The organism is Streptomyces sp. NBC_00513 (genome assembly GCF_041431415.1).
In the GTDB taxonomy this organism is placed as follows: Bacteria; Actinomycetota; Actinomycetes; order Streptomycetales; family Streptomycetaceae; genus Streptomyces.
The window spans coordinates 5,057,692-5,078,118 of sequence record NZ_CP107845.1; the positions used below are offsets into that span (position 1 = coordinate 5,057,692).

Consider the following 20,427-nt stretch of genomic DNA (forward strand, 5'->3'; position numbering starts at 1 on the left):
CATTGGCCCATGTCTTCGACCGAGCTGCCGGGTGTGCGGTCCACCGCCGAGGCGTCCTCCCAGGTGGGAGACGTCCGAGTGGCCGAGGGAGAGCGTCTGCGCACGGAACGGCTCCCCGGACTGGAGCTGAACGTGCGATTCCGGCCCTCCTCGAAGGAGGGGTTGCCGCCCGCGCTGTTCGTGCACGGGCTCGGCGGATCCTCGCAGAACTGGTCGGCGCTGATGGAGCGTCTGGCCGACGAAGTGGACGGCGAGGCCGTCGACCTGCCCGGCTTCGGCTGGTCCCCACCCCCCGCGAACCGGGACTACTCGATCACCGGTTTCGCCCGCGCGGTCATCCGACACCTCGACGCGGCCGGCCGCGGACCGGTGCACCTGTTCGGCAACTCGCTCGGCGGAGCCGTCTCCACCCGGGTCGCCGCCGCCCGCCCCGATCTGGTGCGCAGCCTGACCCTCGTCTCGCCCGCGCTCCCCGAACTGCGCGTGCAGCGCTCGGCGGTGCCGACCGCCCTGCTGGCCGCGCCGGGCATGGCGCCCCTGCTGCTGCGCCTCACCAAGGGGTTGAGCGCCGAGCAGCGCACCCGGGGGGTGACGGGCCTCTGTTACGGCGACCCCGCACGGGTGACACCGGAGGGTTTCGAGGCGGCCGTCGAGGAGATGGCGCGCCGCATGGCGCTGCCGTACTTCTGGGAGGCGATGACCCGTTCGGCGCGCGGGATCGTCGACGCCTACACCCTCGGCGGGCAGCACGGGCTGTGGCGTCAGGCCCAACGGGTGCTCGCGCCGACCCTGTTGGTCTACGGTGGCCGGGACCAGTTGGTCTCGTACCGAATGGCGCGCAAGGCCGCCGCCGCTTTCCGGGGCTCGCGGCTGGTGTGTCTGCCGGAGGCCGGTCACGTGGCGATGATGGAGTACCCCGAGGTGGTCGCGGCCGCTTTCCGGGAGTTGTTGCAAGACACACAAGAACTGACACACACCGAAGAAGATGGTAGAGGCTGAGGCGCGTGGGACGACATAGTCGCAAGGACTCCGTCCCGGAGCGGCTCGCGCCGCCTGCGGAGCCCACGCCCTTCGAGGCGTTCGATCCGCCCGGGGTCTTCGGGGACTCGGGACCTCAGATCGCCGAGGCCCCGGCGCTCCTCGACGAGCCGGGGGCCTTCGGGGAGTACGAGGCGCCCGCGCCCCGCCGGGCGCCGCCGCCGTACGTCCCGCAGGCCGGCGCCGGCCCGGCCGGCCGTCGGGTACCCGAACCCACGGTCACGCACCGGGGATTCGCGTCCCCCGCCCCGCAGGCGCCCCTGGCGCGGCCCGCCGGACATCCCGAGCAGCGCGAGCCCGGTGGAGCGTGGGGCGCGAGCGCCTTCACCGACACCGGCTCCGTGTTCGTGGACCGGCCGGGCGTCCCGCGGGCCCGGACCGCGGCCCCGCCGGCCCGGAACAGCGACACCCCGGCCTTCGGCACCCCCGCCGTCGGCTTCCCGAAGGTCACCGTCGCGCCGGCCGCGGCGTCGCCGGCCGCCGATCCCGGCGAGGCTCGCGTCGCCACCGGCGCGCAGGGGCTGATCCCCGGTCCCCGGACGCCCGAGGCCGCCCCCGAGGCGGGCGGCGACACCCCCGAGAAGCCGGCCGCCGGTCGCGGCAGGAAGATCCGTGCCTACACCGGGGTGGCCGCGGCGGCCGTCACGGCCGTGCTGGCCGTCGTGGTGGCCACACAGGTGCTCGCCGAGGGCGAGGCGGGCAAGGGCAAGTCGCAGGCGGGCCCCGAGGACAGCCAGGGCCGCGCCGTTCCCGGGCAGTCGCCGGCCTCCCGCTCGGACGACCGGCTCAAGCCCGACGCGCCGGCGCCGGCGCCGGTGGAGCTGACGTACGACCAGAAGATGGCGTTGCAACTGCCGATCGACGCGAAGCTGGCCGGCCCGGGCGCCTTCGACACCGTGCCGGGCGTGGCCAAGGCGCCCGGCAAGGGCAAGCTCGTGCGCTACCGGGTGGACGTGGAGCAGAAGCTGGGGCTGGACGCCCAGCTCTTCGCGGAGGCGGTGCACCGCACCCTCAACGATCCGCGGAGCTGGGGCCACAACGGTGCGATGACGTTCGAGCGGGTGCCGGGCGGCGAGGCCGACTTCGTGATCACCCTGGCCAGCCCGGGCACCACCGGCGTGTGGTGCGCGAAGTCGGGTCTGGACACCACGGTCGACAACGTGTCCTGCGACTCCGCCTCCACCGAGCGCGTGATGATCAACGCCTTCCGCTGGGCGCAGGGCTCGCCCACCTACGGCGCCGGCCAGATGTTCGCGTACCGGCAGATGCTCATCAACCACGAGGTCGGGCACCGGCTCGGTCACGGGCACGTGAACTGCCGGACGCCGGGCGAGCTCGCGCCGATCATGCAGCAGCAGACCAAGTCGCTCAACATCGACAACATCCAGTGCAAGCCCAACCAGTGGGTCTTTCCCGGGAGTTGATTTCCGGCGTTGACAAGCCGTCCGATGGTCGGTAATTGTTCTCCGCATGTCGCACCGCCACACCACCGCCGCGAGCGCCGCCATAGAGCTGGCGCTCCTCGGTGTGGCCGCGCACAGCGTGGCCGACATCTTCTGTCGCTGACGCCTGCCTGAGCGCGCGACGCCCTTCACCGTTCTTCGCCGCGCCCGGGTGCATCCGCCCGCAGGCGCGGCCCTTTTTTCGACATGACCCCGGATCGGTGCGATCACTCGCGCCGGGACCTCCCGCTGTCGGGACGTCCGCCGGTGTGATCTCGGGCGGCTGCCCCTCGCGTGGCATTCCTCCCCGTTTCGCATCACGCCGAGAGGTCCCTTCTCCCATGCTCCGTCAGTCCCACACATCGCGCCGCGTGGCCGCGGTCGCCGTCAGCCTCGTACTGGCCGGGGGCGCCGCCGCCTGCGGGCCCAAGGACGCGGCGGACCAGGCCGGCTCCGGCGACAAGGCCGGCGCCACCGGGAGCGCCCCCGCCAAGGGCGGCACCCTCTCCGTCCTCAACGCCGACCCACAGAGCGACTTCGATCCGGCGCGGCTCTACACCTCCGGCGGCGGAAACGTTCCTTCGCTGGTGTTCCGGACCCTCACCACCCGCAACCGCGAGGACGGCGCGGCCGGCGCCAAGGTCGTGCCCGACCTGGCCACCGACCTCGGCAAGCCGAACGCCGACGCCACCGAGTGGACGTACACCCTCAAGGACGGGCTGAAGTACGAGGACGGCACCCCGATCACCACCGCCGACATCAAGTACGGCATCGAGCGGTCCTTCGCCGCCGAGCTGTCCGGCGGCGCCCCCTACCTGCGGGACTGGCTGGTCGGCGGCGAGGCGTACCAGGGCCCCTACAAGGACGGCGGCAAGGGCCTCGACTCCATCGTCGTCCCCGACGCGAAGACGATCACCTTCAAGCTGCGCAAGCCCGAGGGGGAGTTCCCCTTCCTCGCCACCCAGACCCAGTTCGCGCCGGTACCCAAGGCCAAGGACACCGGCGCCGCGTACGAACAGCACCCGATCTCCTCCGGCCCGTACAAGGTCGTCAAGAACGACAACGACGGCGAACACCTCGTCCTGGACCGCAACCCGCACTGGGACGAGAAGACCGACGAGGAGCGCAAGGCCTACCCGGACAAGATCGACGTCCGCTCCGGCCTCGACGCCGCCGTCATCAACCAGCGCCTGACCACCAGCTCCGGCGCCGACGCCACGGCCGTCACCACCGACACCAACCTCGGGCCCGCCGAACTCGCCCAGATCGGCGACAACAAGGAACTCGCCGCCCGCGTCGGCACCGGCCACTTCGGCTACATCAACTACCTGGCTTTCAACCCCAAGGTGGCTCCCTTCGACAACCCGAAGGTCCGCCAGGCCATCTCGTACGCGATCAACCGCACCAGCGTGATCAACGCGGCGGGCGGCTCCGCGCTCGCCGAGCCGGCGACCACCTTCCTCCCCGAGCAGAAGGCCTTCGGCTTCACCAAGTACGACCACTTCCCCGCGGGCAAGACCGGCGACCCGGCCAAGGCCAGGGAACTGCTGAAGGAGGCCGGCTTCCCCGACGGGGTCGACGTCACGCTGACCCACTCCACCCAGCAGAACCGGCAGACCAGCCCCGAGGTCGCCACCGCCGTACAGCAGGCGCTCGCCGCCGCCGGGATCAGGGTCAAGCTGGAGGGCCTGGAGAACAACGCCTTCAACGAGAAGCGCTGGGACGCCAAGAACACCCCCGGCTTCTTCATCTCCCGCTGGGGCGCCGACTGGCCCTCCGGCGCCCCCTTCCTCGCGCCGATCTTCGACGGCCGGCAGATCGTCACCAACGGCTCCAACTACAACCACGCGCAGCTCGATGATCCCGCCGTGAACACCGAGATCGACGAGATCGCCAAGCTCACCGACCTGGAGGCCGCCGGCAAGCGCTGGGGCGCCCTCGACCGGAAGATCGGCGAGCAGGCCCTGGACGTGCCGCTGTTCCACCCCGTCTACAAGCGGCTCGTCGGCAAGAACGTCAAGAACGTCGTCATCAGCGACTGGACCGGCGTCCTCGACATCTCGCAGGTATCGGTCAAGTGACGCTCCTCGCCGACCGGTCGGCGCCCGCGCCCGGGGCACTCGCCCCGGGCGCGGGCGCCGCGCGGCAGGTCTGGCGGCGACTGCGCACACGGCCCTCGGCCGTCGCGTCCGCCGCCGTACTCGCCCTCCTCGTCCTGCTCGCCCTCGCCGCACCCCTGCTCGCACAGCTCGCCGGCCAGGACCCCAACGCCTACCACGACGACCTCGTCGACTCGGCGCGCGGCGGAGTCCCCCTCGGTTCCCTCGGCGGGATCTCCGCCGACCACTGGCTCGGAGTCGAACCGGGCACCGGCCGGGACCTGTTCACCCGGCTCCTGCACGGAGCCCGGATCTCGCTGCTCGTCGCCCTCGGGGCCACCGCCGTCCAGGTCACCGTCGGCATCGCGGCCGGACTGACCGCCGCCCTCGGCAACCGCGCCGTCGCCACCCTGATCGGCCGGACCACCGACGTCATGATCGCCCTGCCCATGCTGGTGCTCGGCGTCGCGCTGACCGCCGTGGTCCCGCCGGACTTCCCCCGGCCCCTGCTGCTGATCCTCGTCATCGGACTCCTCGGCTGGGGCGGCACCGCCCGGATGGTGCGCGCCCAGACCCTGGCCCTGCGCGAGCTGGACTTCGTCGCCGCCGCCCGCCTGTCCGGCAACGGCACCCTGCGGATCGCCCGCCGCGAACTCCTGCCCTCACTGGCCGCACCCGTGATCACCCTCGCCGCGATCAACGTGCCGACCAACATGGTGGTCGAGGCCTCGCTGTCCTTCCTCGGCGTCGGCGTGAAACCGCCCACCCCGTCCTGGGGGCAGATGCTCTCCAGCGCCCAGACCTGGTTCCGCGCCGACCCGACGTACGTCCTGCTGCCCGCCGGGATGCTGTTCGTCACCGTGCTCGCCTTCACCGTCCTCGGTGACGCCGTCCGCACGGCCCTCGACCCCCGCGAGGCCTCACGGCTGCGGGTCGGCACCCGCGCCGGGGCCCGCGCCGGCCGAAAGGAGCGGAAGGCATGACCCGCTTCGTCCTCCAACGGACCGGCGGCGCACTCCTCGTGCTGCTCACCCTGTCCATCGCCGTGTACCTCCTCTTCTACGTCGCACCCGGCGACCCCGCCCGCCTCGCCTGCGGGGAGCGCTGCGACCCGACGCAGATCGCCCAGGTCCGCGCACAGCTCGGGCTGAACGACTCCGTGGTCGTGCAGTACCTGCACTTCCTCCAGGGCCTCGTGGCCGGCCGGGACTACTCCGGCGGCGCCGGGCTGACCCTGCACTGCGACGCGCCCTGTCTCGGATTCTCGTACCAGAACGACCGGCAGGTCACCGAACTGCTGCTGGACCGGCTCCCCGCCACCGCGTCGCTGGCGATCGGCGCGCTCGTGATCTGGCTCGTCATCGGCGTCGGCACCGGCCTGCTGTCCGCCCTGCGGCGCGGCGGGATCACCGAGCGGGTGCTGACCGTCCTCACGCTCGCCGGCACCGGGACGCCCGTCTTCATCCTCGGGCTGCTGGTGCTCATGGTGGTCTGCGCCTACCTGCGCTGGCTGCCCTTCCCGACCTACGTGCCCTTCGGCGAGGACCCCGAGCAGTGGGCCTGGAACCTGCTGCTGCCCTGGGTCACGCTCGGCTTCTTCGAGAGCGCCAAGTACGCCAGGGTGACGCGCAGCGCCACCCTGGAGACGCTCGCCGAGGACCACATCCGCACCTTCCGCGCCTACGGCGTGGGCGAACGGAAGATCGTCACCCGGCACGCCCTGCGCGGCGCGGTCGCGCCGGTGATCGCGCTGAGCGCCGTGGACTTCGGGACGATGATCGGCGGCGCGGTGCTGACCGAGTCGCTGTTCGGCATCCCCGGACTCGGCAAGACCCTGATCGACGGGGTCCGGGTCGTGGACCTGCCCGTGGTCGTGGGCGTCACCCTGGCCATCGGCACCGCCGTCGTGGTCGCGGGCGCCGTCGCCGACCTCTTGTACGCCGTCGCGGACCGAAGGGTGGCCCTGACATGAGCGAACCACTGGTGGAGGTGCGCGACCTCGTCGTCGACTTCCCGGTCGGCGCGCCGGGGGAGTGGCTACGGGCCGTGGACGGGGTTTCGCTGACCCTGGACGCGGGCGGCGCCCTGGGCATCGTCGGCGAGTCCGGCAGCGGCAAGTCCACCGTGGCCGCGGCCCTGTTGGGCCTGCACCACGGGACCGGAACCCGAGTGACCGGCACCGTCCGGGTCGCCGGAACCGACCTGGCCGGCGCCGGCGCGCCGCAGCTGCGCGCCCTGCGCGGGGGCACGGCCGCCATGGTCTTCCAGGACCCGCTGAGCTCCCTCGACCCGTACTACGCCATCGGCGACCAGATCGCCGAGGTCTACCGGGTCCACGCCGACGCCTCCCGGCGCGCGGCCCGGGCCCGGGCGGTCGAGGTGCTGGACCGCGTCGGCATCCCCGACGCCGTGCGCCGCTCCCGCGCCCGACCACACGAGTTCAGCGGCGGCATGCGCCAGCGCGCCCTCATCGCCATGGCCCTGGCCTGCGAACCGAGACTGCTGATCGCCGACGAACCGACCACCGCCCTCGACGTCACCGTCCAGGCACAGATCCTCGACCTGCTCCACGGACTGCGCGAGGAACGGGGCCTGGGACTGCTGCTCGTCACCCACGACGTGGGCGTGGCCGCCGAGAACGTCGACGAGCTGCTCGTCATGCGCGACGGGCGGGCCGTGGAACGCGGGCCCGTCGGCCGGGTGCTGGCCGCGCCCACCGACCCGTACACCCGCGACCTGCTCGACGCCGTTCCCCGGCTCGACGCGCCGCGCCCCTCGCGGCTGCGGCCCGCCCCCGACGAACCGGCCCCCGTCGTCGAGGCCTTCGCCCTGCGCCGTGAGTTCGGCCGGGGCAAGCGCGCCGTCACCGCGGTCGACGGCGTCTCACTGGCCGTGCGCGCCGGGGAGACGCTGGGCATCGTCGGGGAGAGCGGCAGCGGCAAGAGCACCCTCGGCCGGATGCTCGTCGGGCTGCTGGAACCGAGCGCCGGGGAGGTCCGGCACACCGGGGAGGCGGCCGGCGGGGCCGTGCGCGACGGCATCCCGCACGGCGTCCAGATGGTCTTCCAGGACCCGGTGTCCTCGCTCAACCCGCGCCGCTCGATCGGCGAGTCCATCGCGGACCCGCTGCGCGCGGCCGGCGAGCGCGACGAGGGCGCGATCCGGGCCCGGGTCGCGGAACTGCTGGAACGCGTCGGGCTGGAGGCCGCCCACCACGACCGCTACCCGCACGAGTTCAGCGGCGGCCAACGCCAGCGCGTCGGCATCGCCCGCGCCCTGGCACCCCGGCCCCGCCTGATCGTCTGCGACGAACCCGTCTCCGCCCTGGACGTCACCACCCAGGCACAGGTCACCGCCCTGCTGGCGGAACTCCAACGGGAACTCGGCATCGCGCTCGTCTTCATCGCCCACGACCTGGCGGTGGTCCGGCAGGTGAGCGACCGGGTGGCCGTCATGCGGGCCGGGCGGATCGTCGAGGAGGGCCCCGTCGACGAGGTCTACGACCGCCCGCGCGATCCGTACACCCGCCGGCTGCTGGCGGCCGTGCCGGCCCTGGACCCGGAGCGGGCCGGGGACCGGCGTTCCTCGCGACAGGAGGCCTACGCCTAGACAGGCTCCCGCGCCCCGCGGCCTGCGGCAGAAGGGCCGCAGGCCCTTTCTAGCGTGCTCGAACGCGAACCGTACGGGAAAGTTACGACTCTTCACCCCTTCCGGTGGCGCGACGGACAACCGTCCGTCGCGCCATCCGCATATCCGCTTGAGTTCTTCCGCAGCGGGTCCCCGGACCGACGGAGGCCGCTCGCGACGGGAGATCGGGGGTGCCACTCGTGCGGATCGGACTGCTCACGGAAGGTGGTTATCCGTATGCCACGGGAGAGGCCGGGCTGTGGTGCGACCGGCTGGTGCGCGGGCTGCCGCGGCACGAGTTCGAGCTGTACGCGCTGAGTCGCAGCGCCGAGCAGGAGGAGCGCGGCAAGGTGCCCCTCCCGCGCCAGGTCACGCGGGTACGGACCGCCCCGCTGTGGGCCCCCGGCGACGACGGGCGCACGCACTCCCGGCGTGAGCGGCGTCGGTTCGCCGCCTGCTTCAAGGACCTGGTCCGAGGCATCTGCGCCGGCGAGGCCGAACCCTTCGCCGCCGGCCTGTACGGGCTGGCCGAACTGGCCCGGGAACAGGGCGGGATGTACGCGGCCCTGCGGTCCGAGACCGCCGTGCGGGCGGTGGAGTCCGCGTGCCGGGCGCCGGGCGCGAGCCGTACCGTGCGCAGCGCCCAGGTGCGGGACCTGCTGGAGTTCGTGGACGAACTGGAGCGCGCGCTGCGGCCGTTGTCCCTCGACTGGTACGAGGACCTCGGACAGGTCGACGTCTGCCACGCGACGGCGGGCGGGGTGGCGGCGATCCCCGGACTGCTGGCCAAACGCTTCTTCGGGGTGCCGCTCCTGGTCACCGAGTACGGGGTCCGGCTCCGGGCGCACTACCTCGACCACTCCGAGGAGGAACGCCCCGCCGTGCGGGCCCTCCTGGCCGCCTTCCACACCCGGCTCGCCGCCGAGATCTACGCCCGGGCCGACCTCCTGACCCCCGGCAACGCCCACGCCCGCCGCTGGCAGGAACGCTGCGGGGCCGTCCGCGAACGGATGCGCACCGTCTACCCCGGGATGGAGGCGGACCGATTCGCCACCGTCGGGGAGGACCCGGAGTGCGGGGACCCGGACACGCTCGTGTGGGTCGGCCGGATAGAGCCCGCCAAGGACCTGATCGCCCTGCTGCACGCCTTCGCGGAGGTACGCAAGGTCGCTCCGGGGACCCGGCTGCGCATCTTCGCCACGGCCGTGGCACCGGACTACCTCGCCGACTGCCGCTCGCTCGCCGCGCAGCTCTTCCCCGACGAGGCGGCCGACGCCCACGCGGTCGGCGAGAACCCCGTCACCTTCGAGGAGATCGGCGGACCCGACGCCCCCTCCTCGGCCGAGGCGTACGGCACCGGCCGGGTCGTCGTGCTGTCCTCCGTCATCGAGGGGTTCCCCATCACCCTCGCCGAGGCGATGTTCTGCGGCCGGGCCACCGTCTCCACCGACGTCGGCGCCGTCCGCGAGGTCATCGGCGGAACCGGCCTCGTCGTACCGCCCCGCAATCCGCGCGCGCTCGCCGACGCCTGCCTGTCGCTGCTGCGGGACCCCGAGCGGGCCCAGCGGCTCGGCTCCGCCGCCCGGGCCCGCGCCCTGGAGCTGTTCACCGTCGAACAGAACGTCGAGGCCTTCCGGGAGAGCTACCTGCGGCTCCTCGCCCGGGGCTCCGCCCGGCCCGACGGAGAGGTCCCGTTCGCCGTAGCGGCCGAGGCGCGCGTCCCCGGGCACTGGACCACACCCACCTGGGCATCGGTACCCGAGCCGGCTCCGGGGCCCGCGGCCGGCCCCGGGCCCGCCCTGCCGAACGCGGGGTCGGCTCCCGTTCCGAACACGGAGGCAGCGGTATGACCGGCACCAGCGTCGAGGACGTCACCCCGGTCGCGCCGCGGCGCAGACCCGCCGGCGATCCGGTGAAGGCACTGCTGCACCGGCACCGCGCCCTGTGCGAACGCGCCGTCGACCCCCTGGAGATCGCCGCCGGGCTGGAGGCCCACGGCATCACCGACCGCACCGCCGCCCGCTTCCGCCACCGGGACGTCTTCTCGCTCGCCGAGGAGCTGTACGCGCGGACCCCGCGCGGGGACGCCCCGCCCACCCCGCCCGACGCCGTCGACACCTCCCCGGTCGTGCTGCGCGGCTTCGGGTACTCCTTACTCCCCGGGGCCCTGGCGCTCGCCGCGACCGCCGCCGGGTTCCCCTACGCCGGACCACTCGCGGCGGTGGCCGTCGTCGCCGTGCTGGTGTGGCCCGGGCGGACCGCCGGGGGGCGGTTCCCCGGCCTGATCCACCTGCTCGCGGCGGCCGCCGTCGGCTGGGCCGTCCACCGGCACGGCCCGACCCTCGGCGTCGCCCTCGCGGTCGCCGCCGCGCCCGGCTACCTGATCGGGGCCGGCTTCGCCGCACGGGCCCGCCGCAGGCTCGCCGGGAGCCGGGCCCTGGAGGACTTCGCCGACGGCATCCGGCCCCTGCTGGCCGCGGCCGTCACCGGCTTCGTCGCGGCCGCCGCGGGGGCGGCCGCGCTCGCCGGAACCCCGCTCGCGGCGGCCCTGCCGCTCGCGGCACTGCTGTTCCTCACCCGGCTGCTGCTCGGGCACGGCGCTCACCGCGTGCCCGTGGCGGGGGCCCTCGCCCTCGCCCTCGTCCCGATCCCGGCGGTGCAGTGCGCCGCCGCGGCGGGACTCCTCGTCCACGCCTTCCGCGCGCTGACCCGTGCCTCCGCACACGCGCGCCCCTGAGCCCTTCGGAGCCGACGCCGAAGCGTTGTACCCCCATGTCGACCCCACCACCCAAGGAGAAACAGGATGACCGGCCAGCCGAACAACCAAGGGGCCGCGCGATGAGGGTGCTGCTGATCGGAGCCAACGGATACCTCGGCCGCTACGTCGCGGACCGACTGCTCGCCGACCCCGCCGTACAGCTCACCGCGCTCGGCCGCGGAGACGACGCGGACGTCCGCTTCGACCTCGCCACCGGCAGCCCCGGAGCGCTCACCCGCTTCCTCGACGCCGTCCACCCGGGCGTCGTCATCAACTGCGCGGGCGCCACCCGCGGCGGTGCCCGGGAACTCACCCGGCACAACACCGTCGCCGTCGCCACCATCTGCGAGTCGCTGCGCCGCAGCGGCTGCGGGGCCCGACTCGTCCAGCTCGGCTGCGCCGCCGAGTACGGGCCCAGCCAGCCCGGATCGTCCACGGCCGAGGACGCCGTCCCGAGACCCGGCGGACCGTACGGCGTCAGCAAGCTGGCCGCGACCGAGCTGGTGCTCGGCTCCGGGCTGGACGCCGTCGTGCTGCGGATCTTCTCCCCCGTCGGACCCGGCACCCCCGCCGGTTCCCCGCTCGGCCGGCTCGCCGAGGCCATGCGGCGCGCCATGCAGTCCGGCGACGGCGAGCTCAAGCTCAGCGGGCTCGGGGTGCAGCGGGACTTCGTGGACGTACGCGACGTCGCGCGCGCCGTCCACGCGGCCTCGCTGTCCGCCGCCCAGGGCGTCGTCAACATCGGCACCGGTCGCGCGGTCCGTCTGCGCGAGGCGGCCGGCGTGCTCGCCCGGGTCGCGGGCTACGGCGGCGCCCTCCACGAACTCGACCTGCCGCAACAGCCGCACGCCCACCCGGGCCGGCCGCCGGGCCTCGCCGCCATCGGTTCGCCGCGCTCCGAGGCCACGGCCGAGCAACTGGCCGCGTCCGCCCCGCAGGCCCCGTACCCGGACGGCTGCGGCGCCTGGCAGCAGGCCGACGTGCGCACCGCCCGCGACCGGCTCGGCTGGCGCCCCCGGATCAACCTGGAGGAGTCACTGGCCGACATCTGGATGGAGGCGGCGTGCCGCATCTGACCACGTCGGAGGCGACCTCGGCGGCCACCGGCGTCGGCCGGATGGGCCTGGGCATCCCCGGGTACGCGCACCCGCTGCTCGCCCCGGTGGAATGGGCCGAGCTGACCCGGCCCGGCACCCCCCTGCACTGGGCCGTCCTCAACGTCTCGGACGGCCCGGGCGGGCGCCCCGACCCGCACTGCACGGAGGCCACCGCGAAGCTCCGCGGCGTGGGCGGCACCGTCGTGGGCCATCTCGCGATGCGAGACGGAACGCGCGCGTTCGGGGAGCTGATCGCCGACGCCCACCGCTTCCGGGACTGGTACGGGGTGGGCGGTTTCTATCTCGCCGACACCCCCTGCGACAAGGCGGACCTGGAGGGCGTCCGCCGGGTCGTGGACACCCTGCGCGGGCTCGGTGACGGGCTGCGCGTCGTGCTCGGGCACGGCACGCACCCGTACGCGGGTTACGCCGAAGCCGCAGATCAGCTGGTCACCTTCTCCGGGACCTGGGCCGACTACCGCTGGTCGCAGGTCGCGGAGTGGACGGCCGAGTATCCGCCGGAACTCTTCTGCCACCTGGTGCACGGGGTTCCGCGCTCCCACCTGGACGAGGCCGTGCGCATCGCCCGGTGGCAGGGCGCCGGCACGGTCTGGTTCACGGATCGACGCGGCACCCCGGCGCGGGACCCCTGGGCCTCGATGCCCGGGTACTGGGACGAAATCGTCTCGCGGATCGGGACGCGTGTCTCGGAATGAAGTGGGGCGTGGCAGTGTTACGGAACAGAACAAACCTTTGATGCTCCCCGCGGCTGCGGGGATGACCCTGGAGTCCCCGTGTCGCTGCCACCCCTGGTTGAGCCGGCTGCCGAGCTCACCGTTGACGAGGTCCGTCGGTACTCCCGCCACCTGATCATCCCGGACGTCGGGATGGACGGGCAGAAGCGCCTGAAGAACGCCAAGGTGCTCGCGGTGGGCGCCGGCGGCCTCGGCTCTCCCGCGCTCATGTACCTGGCCGCGGCCGGCGTGGGCACCCTGGGCATCGTGGAGTTCGACGAGGTCGACGAGTCGAACCTCCAGCGCCAGATCATCCACAGTCAGGCGGACATCGGCCGGTCCAAGGCCGAGTCGGCCCGCGACAGCGTGCTGGGCATCAACCCGTACGTCAACGTGGTCCTTCACGAGGAGCGGCTCGAAGCCGAGAACGTGATGGAGATCTTCAGCCAGTACGACCTCATCGTCGACGGCACGGACAACTTCGCCACGCGCTACCTGGTCAACGACGCCTGCGTGCTGCTGAACAAGCCGTACGTGTGGGGTTCGATCTACCGCTTCGACGGCCAGGCCTCGGTCTTCTGGTCCGAGCACGGGCCGTGCTACCGCTGCCTGTACCCGGAGCCGCCGCCGCCGGGCATGGTCCCGAGCTGCGCCGAGGGCGGCGTGCTGGGCGTGCTGTGCGCGTCGATCGGGTCCATCCAGGTCACCGAGGCCATCAAGGTCCTCACGGGTGTCGGCGAGTCGCTGGTCGGCCGTCTGATGATCTATGACGCCCTGGAGATGCAGTACCGCCAGGTCAAGGTCCGCAAGGACCCCGACTGCGCGGTCTGCGGTCCCAACGCGACCGTGAAGGAACTCATCGACTACGAGGCTTTCTGCGGCGTCGTGTCGGAGGAGGCCCAGGAGGCCGCCGCGGGTTCGACGATCACTCCCAAGCAGCTCAAGGAGTGGATCGACAACGACGAGCCCATCGAGATCATCGACGTCCGCGAGATCAACGAGTACGAGATCGTCTCGATCCCCGGCGCGAAGCTGATCCCCAAGGGCGAGTTCCTGATGGGCACCGCCCTCCAGGACCTGCCGCAGGACAAGCGCATCGTCTTGCACTGCAAGACGGGTGTCCGCAGTGCGGAAGTCCTCGCGGTCCTGAAGTCTGCGGGCTTCTCCGACGCGGTCCACGTCGGCGGCGGCGTCATCGGCTGGGTGCACCAGATCGAGCCCGACAAGCCGGTCTACTAGGTCACCCCGAACGGACCACGCCCAGGGCCCCCACCGCGAGCGCGGTGGGGGCCCTGTGACGTACCGGCGTGCCGGCCCGGCCTACCGGCGTGCCGGAGTCAGGTGCCCTCGGGTTCCACCGGCTGCTGCTGCGGAGTCGGCGTGGCCGACTCGCTCCGGGTGCAGACGGTGCCGGTGGCCGGCACCTTCCCGTCCAGGAGGTAGGTGTCCACCGCCTTCTGCACGCAGGGGTCGCCGCTGTTGTACGCGCCGTGGCCCTGCCCCTTGTACGTCAGCTCCACGCCGACGCCCGGGCCGAGCCGCTCGACCATCTTGCGCGCGCCCTCGTACGGGGTGGCCGGGTCACCGGTGTTGCCGATCACCACGATCGGGGCGGCCCCGGGGGCGGAGACGTCGGGGGTGTCCCAGGCGCCGGGCACCGGCCAGCCGGTGCAGCTCATCAGGGCCCAGCCGAGGAAGTCCCCGAAGACGGGCGAGGCCGCGCGGAACTCGCCGAGCTTGGCCTTGGTCTGCGCGAGCGAGTAACGCTCCTTGGAGTCGGCGCAGTTGATCGCCGTGTTCGCGGCGCCGATGTTGCTGTACCGGCCCTGTTGGTCCCGGCCGTTGAGCGCGTCGGACAGCGCCATCAGCAGTTGGCCCTGGCCGCCCTCGGCCTCGTCCAGGCCCTGTTCGAGCAGCGGCCACAGTTCCGTCGAGTACAGGGCCTGGGCGATGCCGTTGGTCGCGGCGGATTCGGTGAGCTCGCGGTCGCCGATGCCGGGGATGGGCTTGGCCGCCAACCGCTTCTGCAGCTTGACGATGTTGTCCTCGATCTCCTTGACGCTGCTGCCCTGGAGCCGGCAGGCGTCGCCGCGGTCCACGCAGTCCTGGGCCCAGTTGTCGAGGGCGAGTTGGAAGCCCTTGGCCTGGCCCAGCGAGCCTTCCTCGGAGGTCTTGGTCGGGTCGACCACGGCGTCGAAGACGGCCCGGCCGACGTTCTTCGGGAAGAGGTGGGCGTAGACCCCGCCGAGTTCGGTGCCGTAGGAGATGCCGAAGTAGTTCAACTTCTCGTCGCCGAGGGCCTGGCGGATGCGGTCGAGGTCGCGGGCGGCGTTCTCGGTGCCGACGTGGGGGAGCAGCTTGCCGGACTTGGTCGAGCAGGCCTGCTGGTACTTCTTGATGTTGTCCACGAAGACCTTCTCCTGCTCCGGAGTGGTCGGGCTGGAGTCGGAGGCGTAGTAGGCGTCCAACTGCTTGTCGTTCTCGCAGCGGACGGGCGCGCTGCGGCCGACCCCGCGGGGGTCGAAGCTGACCAGGTCGTACCGCTGTCGCAGGCCGTCGTACTCCTTGGCGGCGCCGGGCAGGGTGGTGATGCCCGATCCGCCGGGACCGCCGAAGTTGAAGACGAGGGAACCGATCCGCTTGTCCTGATCGCGGGCCTTGGCCCGGATCAGCGCCAGAGGAATCGTTTCTCCTTCGGGCTTGGCGTAGTCGAGGGGGACGTCCAACGTGGCGCACTGCCAGTCCTTGCCCGGAGCCTGCCCACCGCCCTCGGCGGCGGTGGGGGGATCGCAGTCACCCCACTTCAGGGACGTGGCGCCCGAGGCACTGCCGCCCCCGGTCTTCTTGTCCTTGCTCCCGTCGTCGGAACAGGCGCTGGTGCTGACCAGCGCGGCGGCGAGGGCGGCGGCAGCGGTGACCCGCAGGGCGTTTCTCGGCATGCACCCCATCCTGTGCGCGAACGGGCCGGTCCGCGCGTGCGATGAGCCAACCGGGTGGGGCGCCGATCGGCGCCGCTTCCCGCCGCCGGGGTGTCCGCCGAACGGCGGCCGGGGCCGCCCGGGCGCGGTCAGGCGCCGCTCAGGATCCGCTTCGCCGCCGCGCGCCCCGTGGCCACGCAGGCCGCGACGCCCACGCCCTCGTACGCCGCCCCGCACAGGGCGAGCCCCGGCAGCTTGCCGGCGGCCTTCCGGATGCGGACGACGCGCTCGCGGTGGCCCACGCCGTACTGGGGCAGCCCCCGGTCCCAGCGGGTCACCCGGGCCGCGAGGGGCTCGCCCATCGGGCCCACCGCGCGGTGGAGGTCCGAGACGGCGGCGCGGATCAGGTGCCGGTCGGGGCGGGCGAGCGGTTCGGCCTCCCCGACCCGGCCGATCGAGGCCCGCAGGACGAAGGTCTCGGGGGAGGCCTCGCGCAGCCAGGACCACTTGTTGGAGAGGAACGAGGCGGCCTTCAGGGTGTGGCCGTCCGTCGGCGGGACCAGGAAACCGTTGCCCTCGGGCAGCAGGTTCGCCCGGGCGCGGGAGAACGCCATGGTGATGACGGCCGTCGAGGCGTACGGGACGGCCGCGAGTTCCGCCTCGGCCAAGGGCGAGTGCGGGCGCAGCAGTTCCGCCGCCGCGAAGGCGGGGAGCGCGAGCACCACGGCGTCCGCCTCCATCGTCAGCACCCCGTCGTCCGTGACGGCCCGTACCCGCCAGCGGTCACCCGCGATCCGGTCCAGGGAGCGGGCGGTGGTTCCGGTGAGGACGCGGGCCCCGCAGGCCCGGGCGACGGCCTCGGGGAAGCGCCCGGCGCCGCCGACCACGCCGTGGACGGCCACGACCGGCGGGCGCGGGGCGCCGGCCGTCCTCAGCCGGCGCAGCGCGGGCAGCAGCGGGGCGCCCTGTTCGGCCAGGGCCGCGATCCGGGGCAGGGCCGCGTGCAGTGAGAGCCGGTCGGCGCGGCCCGCGTAGACGCCGCCCAGCAGGGGCTCGACCAGGCGGTCCACGACCTCCCGGCCGAACCGCGCCGAGAGGTACTCGGCGACCGAGCAGTCTCCGACCAGGGGGCGCGCGGGCAGGGTCTCCTCCTCGGCCGCCCGGGCGATGCCCTCGGGGGAGAGCAGGCCGGAGTCGGCGAGCGTCGCCGGATGCGTCGGGATGCCCATCACGTGGCCGGCGGGCAGCGGGCGCAGGGCGCCGTCGGTCCAGATCGTGGTCGGGGAGGGGGCGGGGTCGCACAGGCTCGGGCCGAGCCCGACGGCCGTCGCCAGTTCCACGGCCTCCGACCGCAGGGCCATCAGGGAATCGGCGCCCTCGTCCACGCCGATGCCGGCGACGGTGCCGGTGCGCAGTTTGCCACCGACCCTCGTGCCGGCTTCCAGCACGGTGACGTCGGCCCCTTCGCGCAGCTGCCACGCCGCCGCCAGACCACTGATGCCGCCACCGATGACGATCACTGAACGCATTGATTCTCTCCCGGGGCCGATGAGTCCCCCTTCGCACCGTAGGGGGCGCCGGGCCGTCGGCACCTCGTGCTTTCGGTCAGACTCCGCGGCTCGTCCCGGTACGGGAAGCCGCCCGGCTCGTGGGCGCGGCACGGGTCCGACCTCCGGGGCTTGCCCCGGTTCCGCGGCGTCCCGGCGTACGGGATGCCGCCGGGCGCCGGCCCCCTCGGGAGCCCCGCGCGGCTAGATGGCTTCCTTGCGGGTCAGGAAGTTGAACGAGACCCACCCCGGCAGCACCGGCAGCCAGAACGTCATCAGCCGGAACAGCAGCACCGACGAGAAGGCGATCTCGCGATCCAGCCCCGCCGCGATCAGACCCAGCGTCAGGGTGGTCTCCACCGCGCCGATGCCGCCCGGGGTCGGCGCCGCCGAGCCCAGCGCGTTGCCCGCGAGGAACACGACCGCGATGCTGGCGTAGCTGATGGCCTGGCCGCCGCCGAACGCCCGGATCGAGGCGTCCAGACACATCACGAAGCAGCCCGTCAGCAGCAGCATGCCGCCGATGCCCGTCACCAGCTTCTTCGGCCGCTGGAGCACGTCCAGCATGCGCGGCACCACGCCCGCGAACAGCGCCCGCAGCCGGGTCGCCACGAACTTCCGCATGAACGGGACCGCCGTCACCACCAGCACCAGCACCGCCACCGTCAGCAGACCCGCGATGACCGTCCGGGACGGGGTCATCTCGGTGGTCTTCTCGGTCCCGGTCAGGTAGCCGAAGGACAGCAGCAGCAGGACGTGGCTCGCGAGCCCGAACAGTTGGGACGCGCCCACGCTCGCCACCGCGAGTCCGGGCCGGATGCCCGACCGCTGGAGGAACCGGGTGTTCAGCGCGACACCGCCCACCGCCGCCGGGGCGACGAGTTTCACGAAGGATCCGGCGACCTGCGCCAGTACCGTCCGCAGGAAGGAGACCCGCTCGGGCACGAAGCCCAACAGGCTCATCGCCGCCGCGAGGTAACTCAGGGCGGAGAAGGCCAGCGCCGCCCCCACCCAGCCCCACTGGGCCTCCGCGATGATCGTCCCGAAGTCGACGTGGGCCAACTGCGTCAGCAGGAAGTACGCTCCGAAGGCGCCCGCGATGAACGACACGAGGGTGCGCGGCCTGATCCGCTCCAGGCGGGCCGGCTCCACCGGCGCCTGGGGGCGCAGCAGCAGCACCTGCCGGCGGATCTGACTCAGCAGATCCTCCTCGCGGGCCTCGTCGAGCGCGTCGTCCAGGGCCCGCTTCTCGGCCTTGCGGTCGGCGGCCGTGGCCTCGGCGGGAGCCGAGGCGTTGGCCTCGCGCGCCGCCTTCGCGGCCCGCGAGGACTCCAGTACGGCCTCCCGTTCCCGGTCGGCCCGCTCCCGGGCGAGCTTGCGCAGCGTCGCCCGGGTGGAGCGGCTCAGCGCGATCGGCTGGAGCAGCGGCAGACAGTCCGCGACCACGTCGGGACCGAGCACGGACACCGCCGAGGCCACCGATCGCTCGGCGCCGACCCGCAGGCCGAGGGTGGCCAGCAACTGGGCGACGTCCATGCGCAGCACCAGGTCACCGGCCGCGATCTCGCCGCCGCGCAGGTCGGTGAGGATGACCTTGCCGGAACGATCCACCACGAGGGCGTCACCGGTCAGTCGCCGGTGCGCGATCCGCCGCGACTGGAGGGCCTTCACCTGCTCCCACGCGTTGCGCGTCAGCTCGTCGGTGATCTCCCCGTCGGGCAGGGAGTCGAGGGTGCGGCCGCCCAGGTGCTCGTACACGAGCATCACGGCGTCCGGACCGAGCTCGGAGGTCGCGATCAGCTTGGGCGCGTTCGCCCCGGCGGCGATGGCGGCGTACGCGAGGAGGGCCTCCTGCTCCAGTGCCTGACGCAGCGACTGGAGGCTGCGCCGGGTGGTGATGCCGCGCAGCGTGAGCCGGCGCCAGACCCGGTAGAAGAAGCCCTGCGCCTGCTGCTCGCGGTCCACGACCGTGACGTCGAGGGGCGGCCCCTTCTCCAGCGTCACGTGGTACCGGCGGCCCCGGTCGCTCACCTCGGAGGCCTCCGGGCCGTCCGGGGCCTCGGCGCGCATCGCGCTGACCGGCTGGAAGCCGACCCGGCGCAGACCGGCGAGGAGGTTCTGCCCGGTGGGGCGGACGTTCGGGGAGCCGACGGCGTACAGGGTCCCGTAGGCGACGGTCCAGCCGATGAGGACGGTCAGGATGATCGACAGGGGCGTGGTGTACCCGCTGACCAGCATGGCGAAGGCGTCGAGCAGCAGCACCACCCACAGGGCGACCCGCCAGCGCGGCCGGCGCGTCATGCCGACCGCCGTCATGTAGGCGATGACCGGGGCGAGATAGCCGTGCACCGGGTCGGTCAGGGCGCCGGCGGTACCCGTCGGCAGGGTCAGGGAGTCCTGGATGGTGGCGGAGGCGGCCTGGGAGACCCACAGGTCGGTGGCGAGGGTGACGCCGTGCGCGAGGACGGCGGCGAGGACGCCGTCGGCGATGCGCAGACCGTCGCGTTTGATGAGCCGTTCGATCGCGAAGGCGACGGGCACCAGCAGCACGGCGATGCTCGACACCAGACCCGCGACCTTGATCAACAGGTCGGGTGCCTGGCCGGTGCCGTTGCTGATGTCCTCTTCGAGGCCCGCGGTGGTGCCGTGGGCGAAGGCGGCGATGGCGAGGACCACGGCGATGCCGAGGATGCCGACCAGCAGGCGCACCAGGTCGGACGGGCGGTGCACGCGGGCCGCGAGCAGCGGTTCGTCCACCTCGACCTGGTCGGCGGCGGTGGGGGCGTGACCGTGCGGGCGCTCGGGGTGGTCGAAGTCGTCCACCCGCCCGTGGTCGGGGTCGAGGCCGTGGTGACCGCCGCGGCGTCCCGCGTCCCGCTCGTCGCGGGGACCCTCGTCCGAGTGGTCGTCCGCGTGGTCGCGGGCGGGGCTCCCGGGCCCGTCGGCGGGCCGGTCACCGGGCGTGTCGTCCGCGCCGGCGTTCGGCACGTCGGACCTGTCGTCGGGCATCTCGCGGGGCGCGTCCGGGTGCGCGTCTGGGCGCGCGCCGTCATCCGCCGTCGCGCCGTCCGGAGGGCTCACACCCTGCTCCTTCGCCGTCACATCCGTCTCTTCTTGATCACGTATCACCAGTCACCGCCCGCAAGATGGTGGCACGGACCGGCTGC

15 protein-coding genes are annotated in these 20,427 nt (G+C 73.3%); 12 read left to right on the top strand and 3 right to left on the bottom strand.

Translation table 11 applies throughout. The features are described from left to right. Nucleotides 1–9: 9 nt before the first annotated feature. The 12 genes from OHA84_RS23545 (at nt 10) to moeZ (ending at nt 14,034) form a co-directional block, all read left to right on the top strand. Nucleotides 10–999, top strand: a complete 990-nt coding sequence (locus tag OHA84_RS23545; protein WP_266969894.1) for an alpha/beta fold hydrolase — start codon at nt 10–12, stop codon at nt 997–999. 5 nt (nt 1,000–1,004) lie between these two features. Further along, nucleotides 1,005–2,462, top strand: a complete 1,458-nt coding sequence (locus OHA84_RS23550) for a DUF3152 domain-containing protein (RefSeq protein ID WP_266969892.1) — start codon at nt 1,005–1,007, stop codon at nt 2,460–2,462. A 46-nt stretch (nt 2,463–2,508) separates the two neighbouring features. After that, nucleotides 2,509–2,604 (top strand): Ms4533A family Cys-rich leader peptide, encoded by a 96-nt coding sequence (locus tag OHA84_RS23555; protein ID WP_323178900.1) that lies wholly within the window; start codon nt 2,509–2,511, stop codon nt 2,602–2,604. Nucleotides 2,605–2,821: 217 nt separating this feature from the next. Beyond that, nucleotides 2,822–4,561, top strand: a complete 1,740-nt coding sequence (locus tag OHA84_RS23560; RefSeq protein WP_266969890.1) for an ABC transporter substrate-binding protein — start codon at nt 2,822–2,824, stop codon at nt 4,559–4,561. After that, nucleotides 4,558–5,562 carry an ABC transporter permease gene (locus OHA84_RS23565; RefSeq protein WP_078999145.1) on the top strand — a complete coding sequence of 335 codons (1,005 nt, stop codon included), beginning with the start codon at nt 4,558–4,560 and terminating at the stop codon, nt 5,560–5,562. The genes OHA84_RS23560 and OHA84_RS23565 overlap by 4 nt, the downstream gene beginning before the upstream one ends. Then, a complete protein-coding gene (locus OHA84_RS23570) occupies nt 5,559–6,551 on the top strand; it encodes an ABC transporter permease (protein WP_053680436.1) in 993 nt (330 codons plus the stop codon). The genes OHA84_RS23565 and OHA84_RS23570 overlap by 4 nt, the downstream gene beginning before the upstream one ends. Further along, nucleotides 6,548–8,188, top strand: a complete 1,641-nt coding sequence (locus OHA84_RS23575) for an ABC transporter ATP-binding protein (protein ID WP_323181899.1) — start codon at nt 6,548–6,550, stop codon at nt 8,186–8,188. Before OHA84_RS23570 ends, OHA84_RS23575 begins: the two co-directional genes overlap by 4 nt. A 218-nt stretch (nt 8,189–8,406) precedes the next feature. Further along, the gene (locus OHA84_RS23580) at nt 8,407–10,056 is read left to right on the top strand and encodes a DUF3492 domain-containing protein (protein ID WP_266973984.1); all 1,650 of its coding nucleotides are present in this window, start codon (nt 8,407–8,409) and stop codon (nt 10,054–10,056) included. Continuing rightward, the gene (locus tag OHA84_RS23585) at nt 10,053–10,943 is read left to right on the top strand and encodes a hypothetical protein (RefSeq protein WP_053680432.1); all 891 of its coding nucleotides are present in this window, start codon (nt 10,053–10,055) and stop codon (nt 10,941–10,943) included. The genes OHA84_RS23580 and OHA84_RS23585 overlap by 4 nt, the downstream gene beginning before the upstream one ends. A gap of 101 nt (nt 10,944–11,044) precedes the next feature. Next, on the top strand, nt 11,045–12,040 hold the full coding sequence (locus OHA84_RS23590) for an NAD-dependent epimerase/dehydratase family protein (RefSeq protein WP_053680430.1): 996 nt from the start codon (nt 11,045–11,047) through the stop codon (nt 12,038–12,040). Then, entirely contained in the window at nt 12,028–12,777 is a 750-nt protein-coding gene (locus OHA84_RS23595; protein WP_266969888.1) for a spherulation-specific family 4 protein, read from the top strand. Before OHA84_RS23590 ends, OHA84_RS23595 begins: the two co-directional genes overlap by 13 nt. Before the next feature lie 78 nt (nt 12,778–12,855). Continuing rightward, entirely contained in the window at nt 12,856–14,034 is a 1,179-nt protein-coding gene (gene moeZ, locus OHA84_RS23600) for an adenylyltransferase/sulfurtransferase MoeZ (protein WP_053680427.1), read from the top strand. Between the two features lie 98 nt (nt 14,035–14,132). Here the strand turns inward: moeZ and OHA84_RS23605 are convergent, their stop codons facing one another. From OHA84_RS23605 to OHA84_RS23615, 3 genes are all read right to left on the bottom strand, one after another. Then, a complete protein-coding gene (locus OHA84_RS23605; RefSeq protein ID WP_266969887.1) occupies nt 14,133–15,734 on the bottom strand; it encodes an alpha/beta hydrolase in 1,602 nt (533 codons plus the stop codon). Between the two features lie 128 nt (nt 15,735–15,862). Beyond that, complete coding sequence (hemG, locus tag OHA84_RS23610; protein WP_266969885.1) at nt 15,863–17,242, bottom strand: protoporphyrinogen oxidase; 1,380 nt, start codon at nt 17,240–17,242, stop codon at nt 15,863–15,865. A gap of 222 nt (nt 17,243–17,464) precedes the next feature. Next, nucleotides 17,465–20,389: a YbhN family protein gene (locus OHA84_RS23615; protein WP_371591446.1), complete on the bottom strand. Its 2,925-nt coding sequence runs from the start codon at nt 20,387–20,389 to the stop codon at nt 17,465–17,467. Nucleotides 20,390–20,427 lie beyond the last annotated feature (38 nt).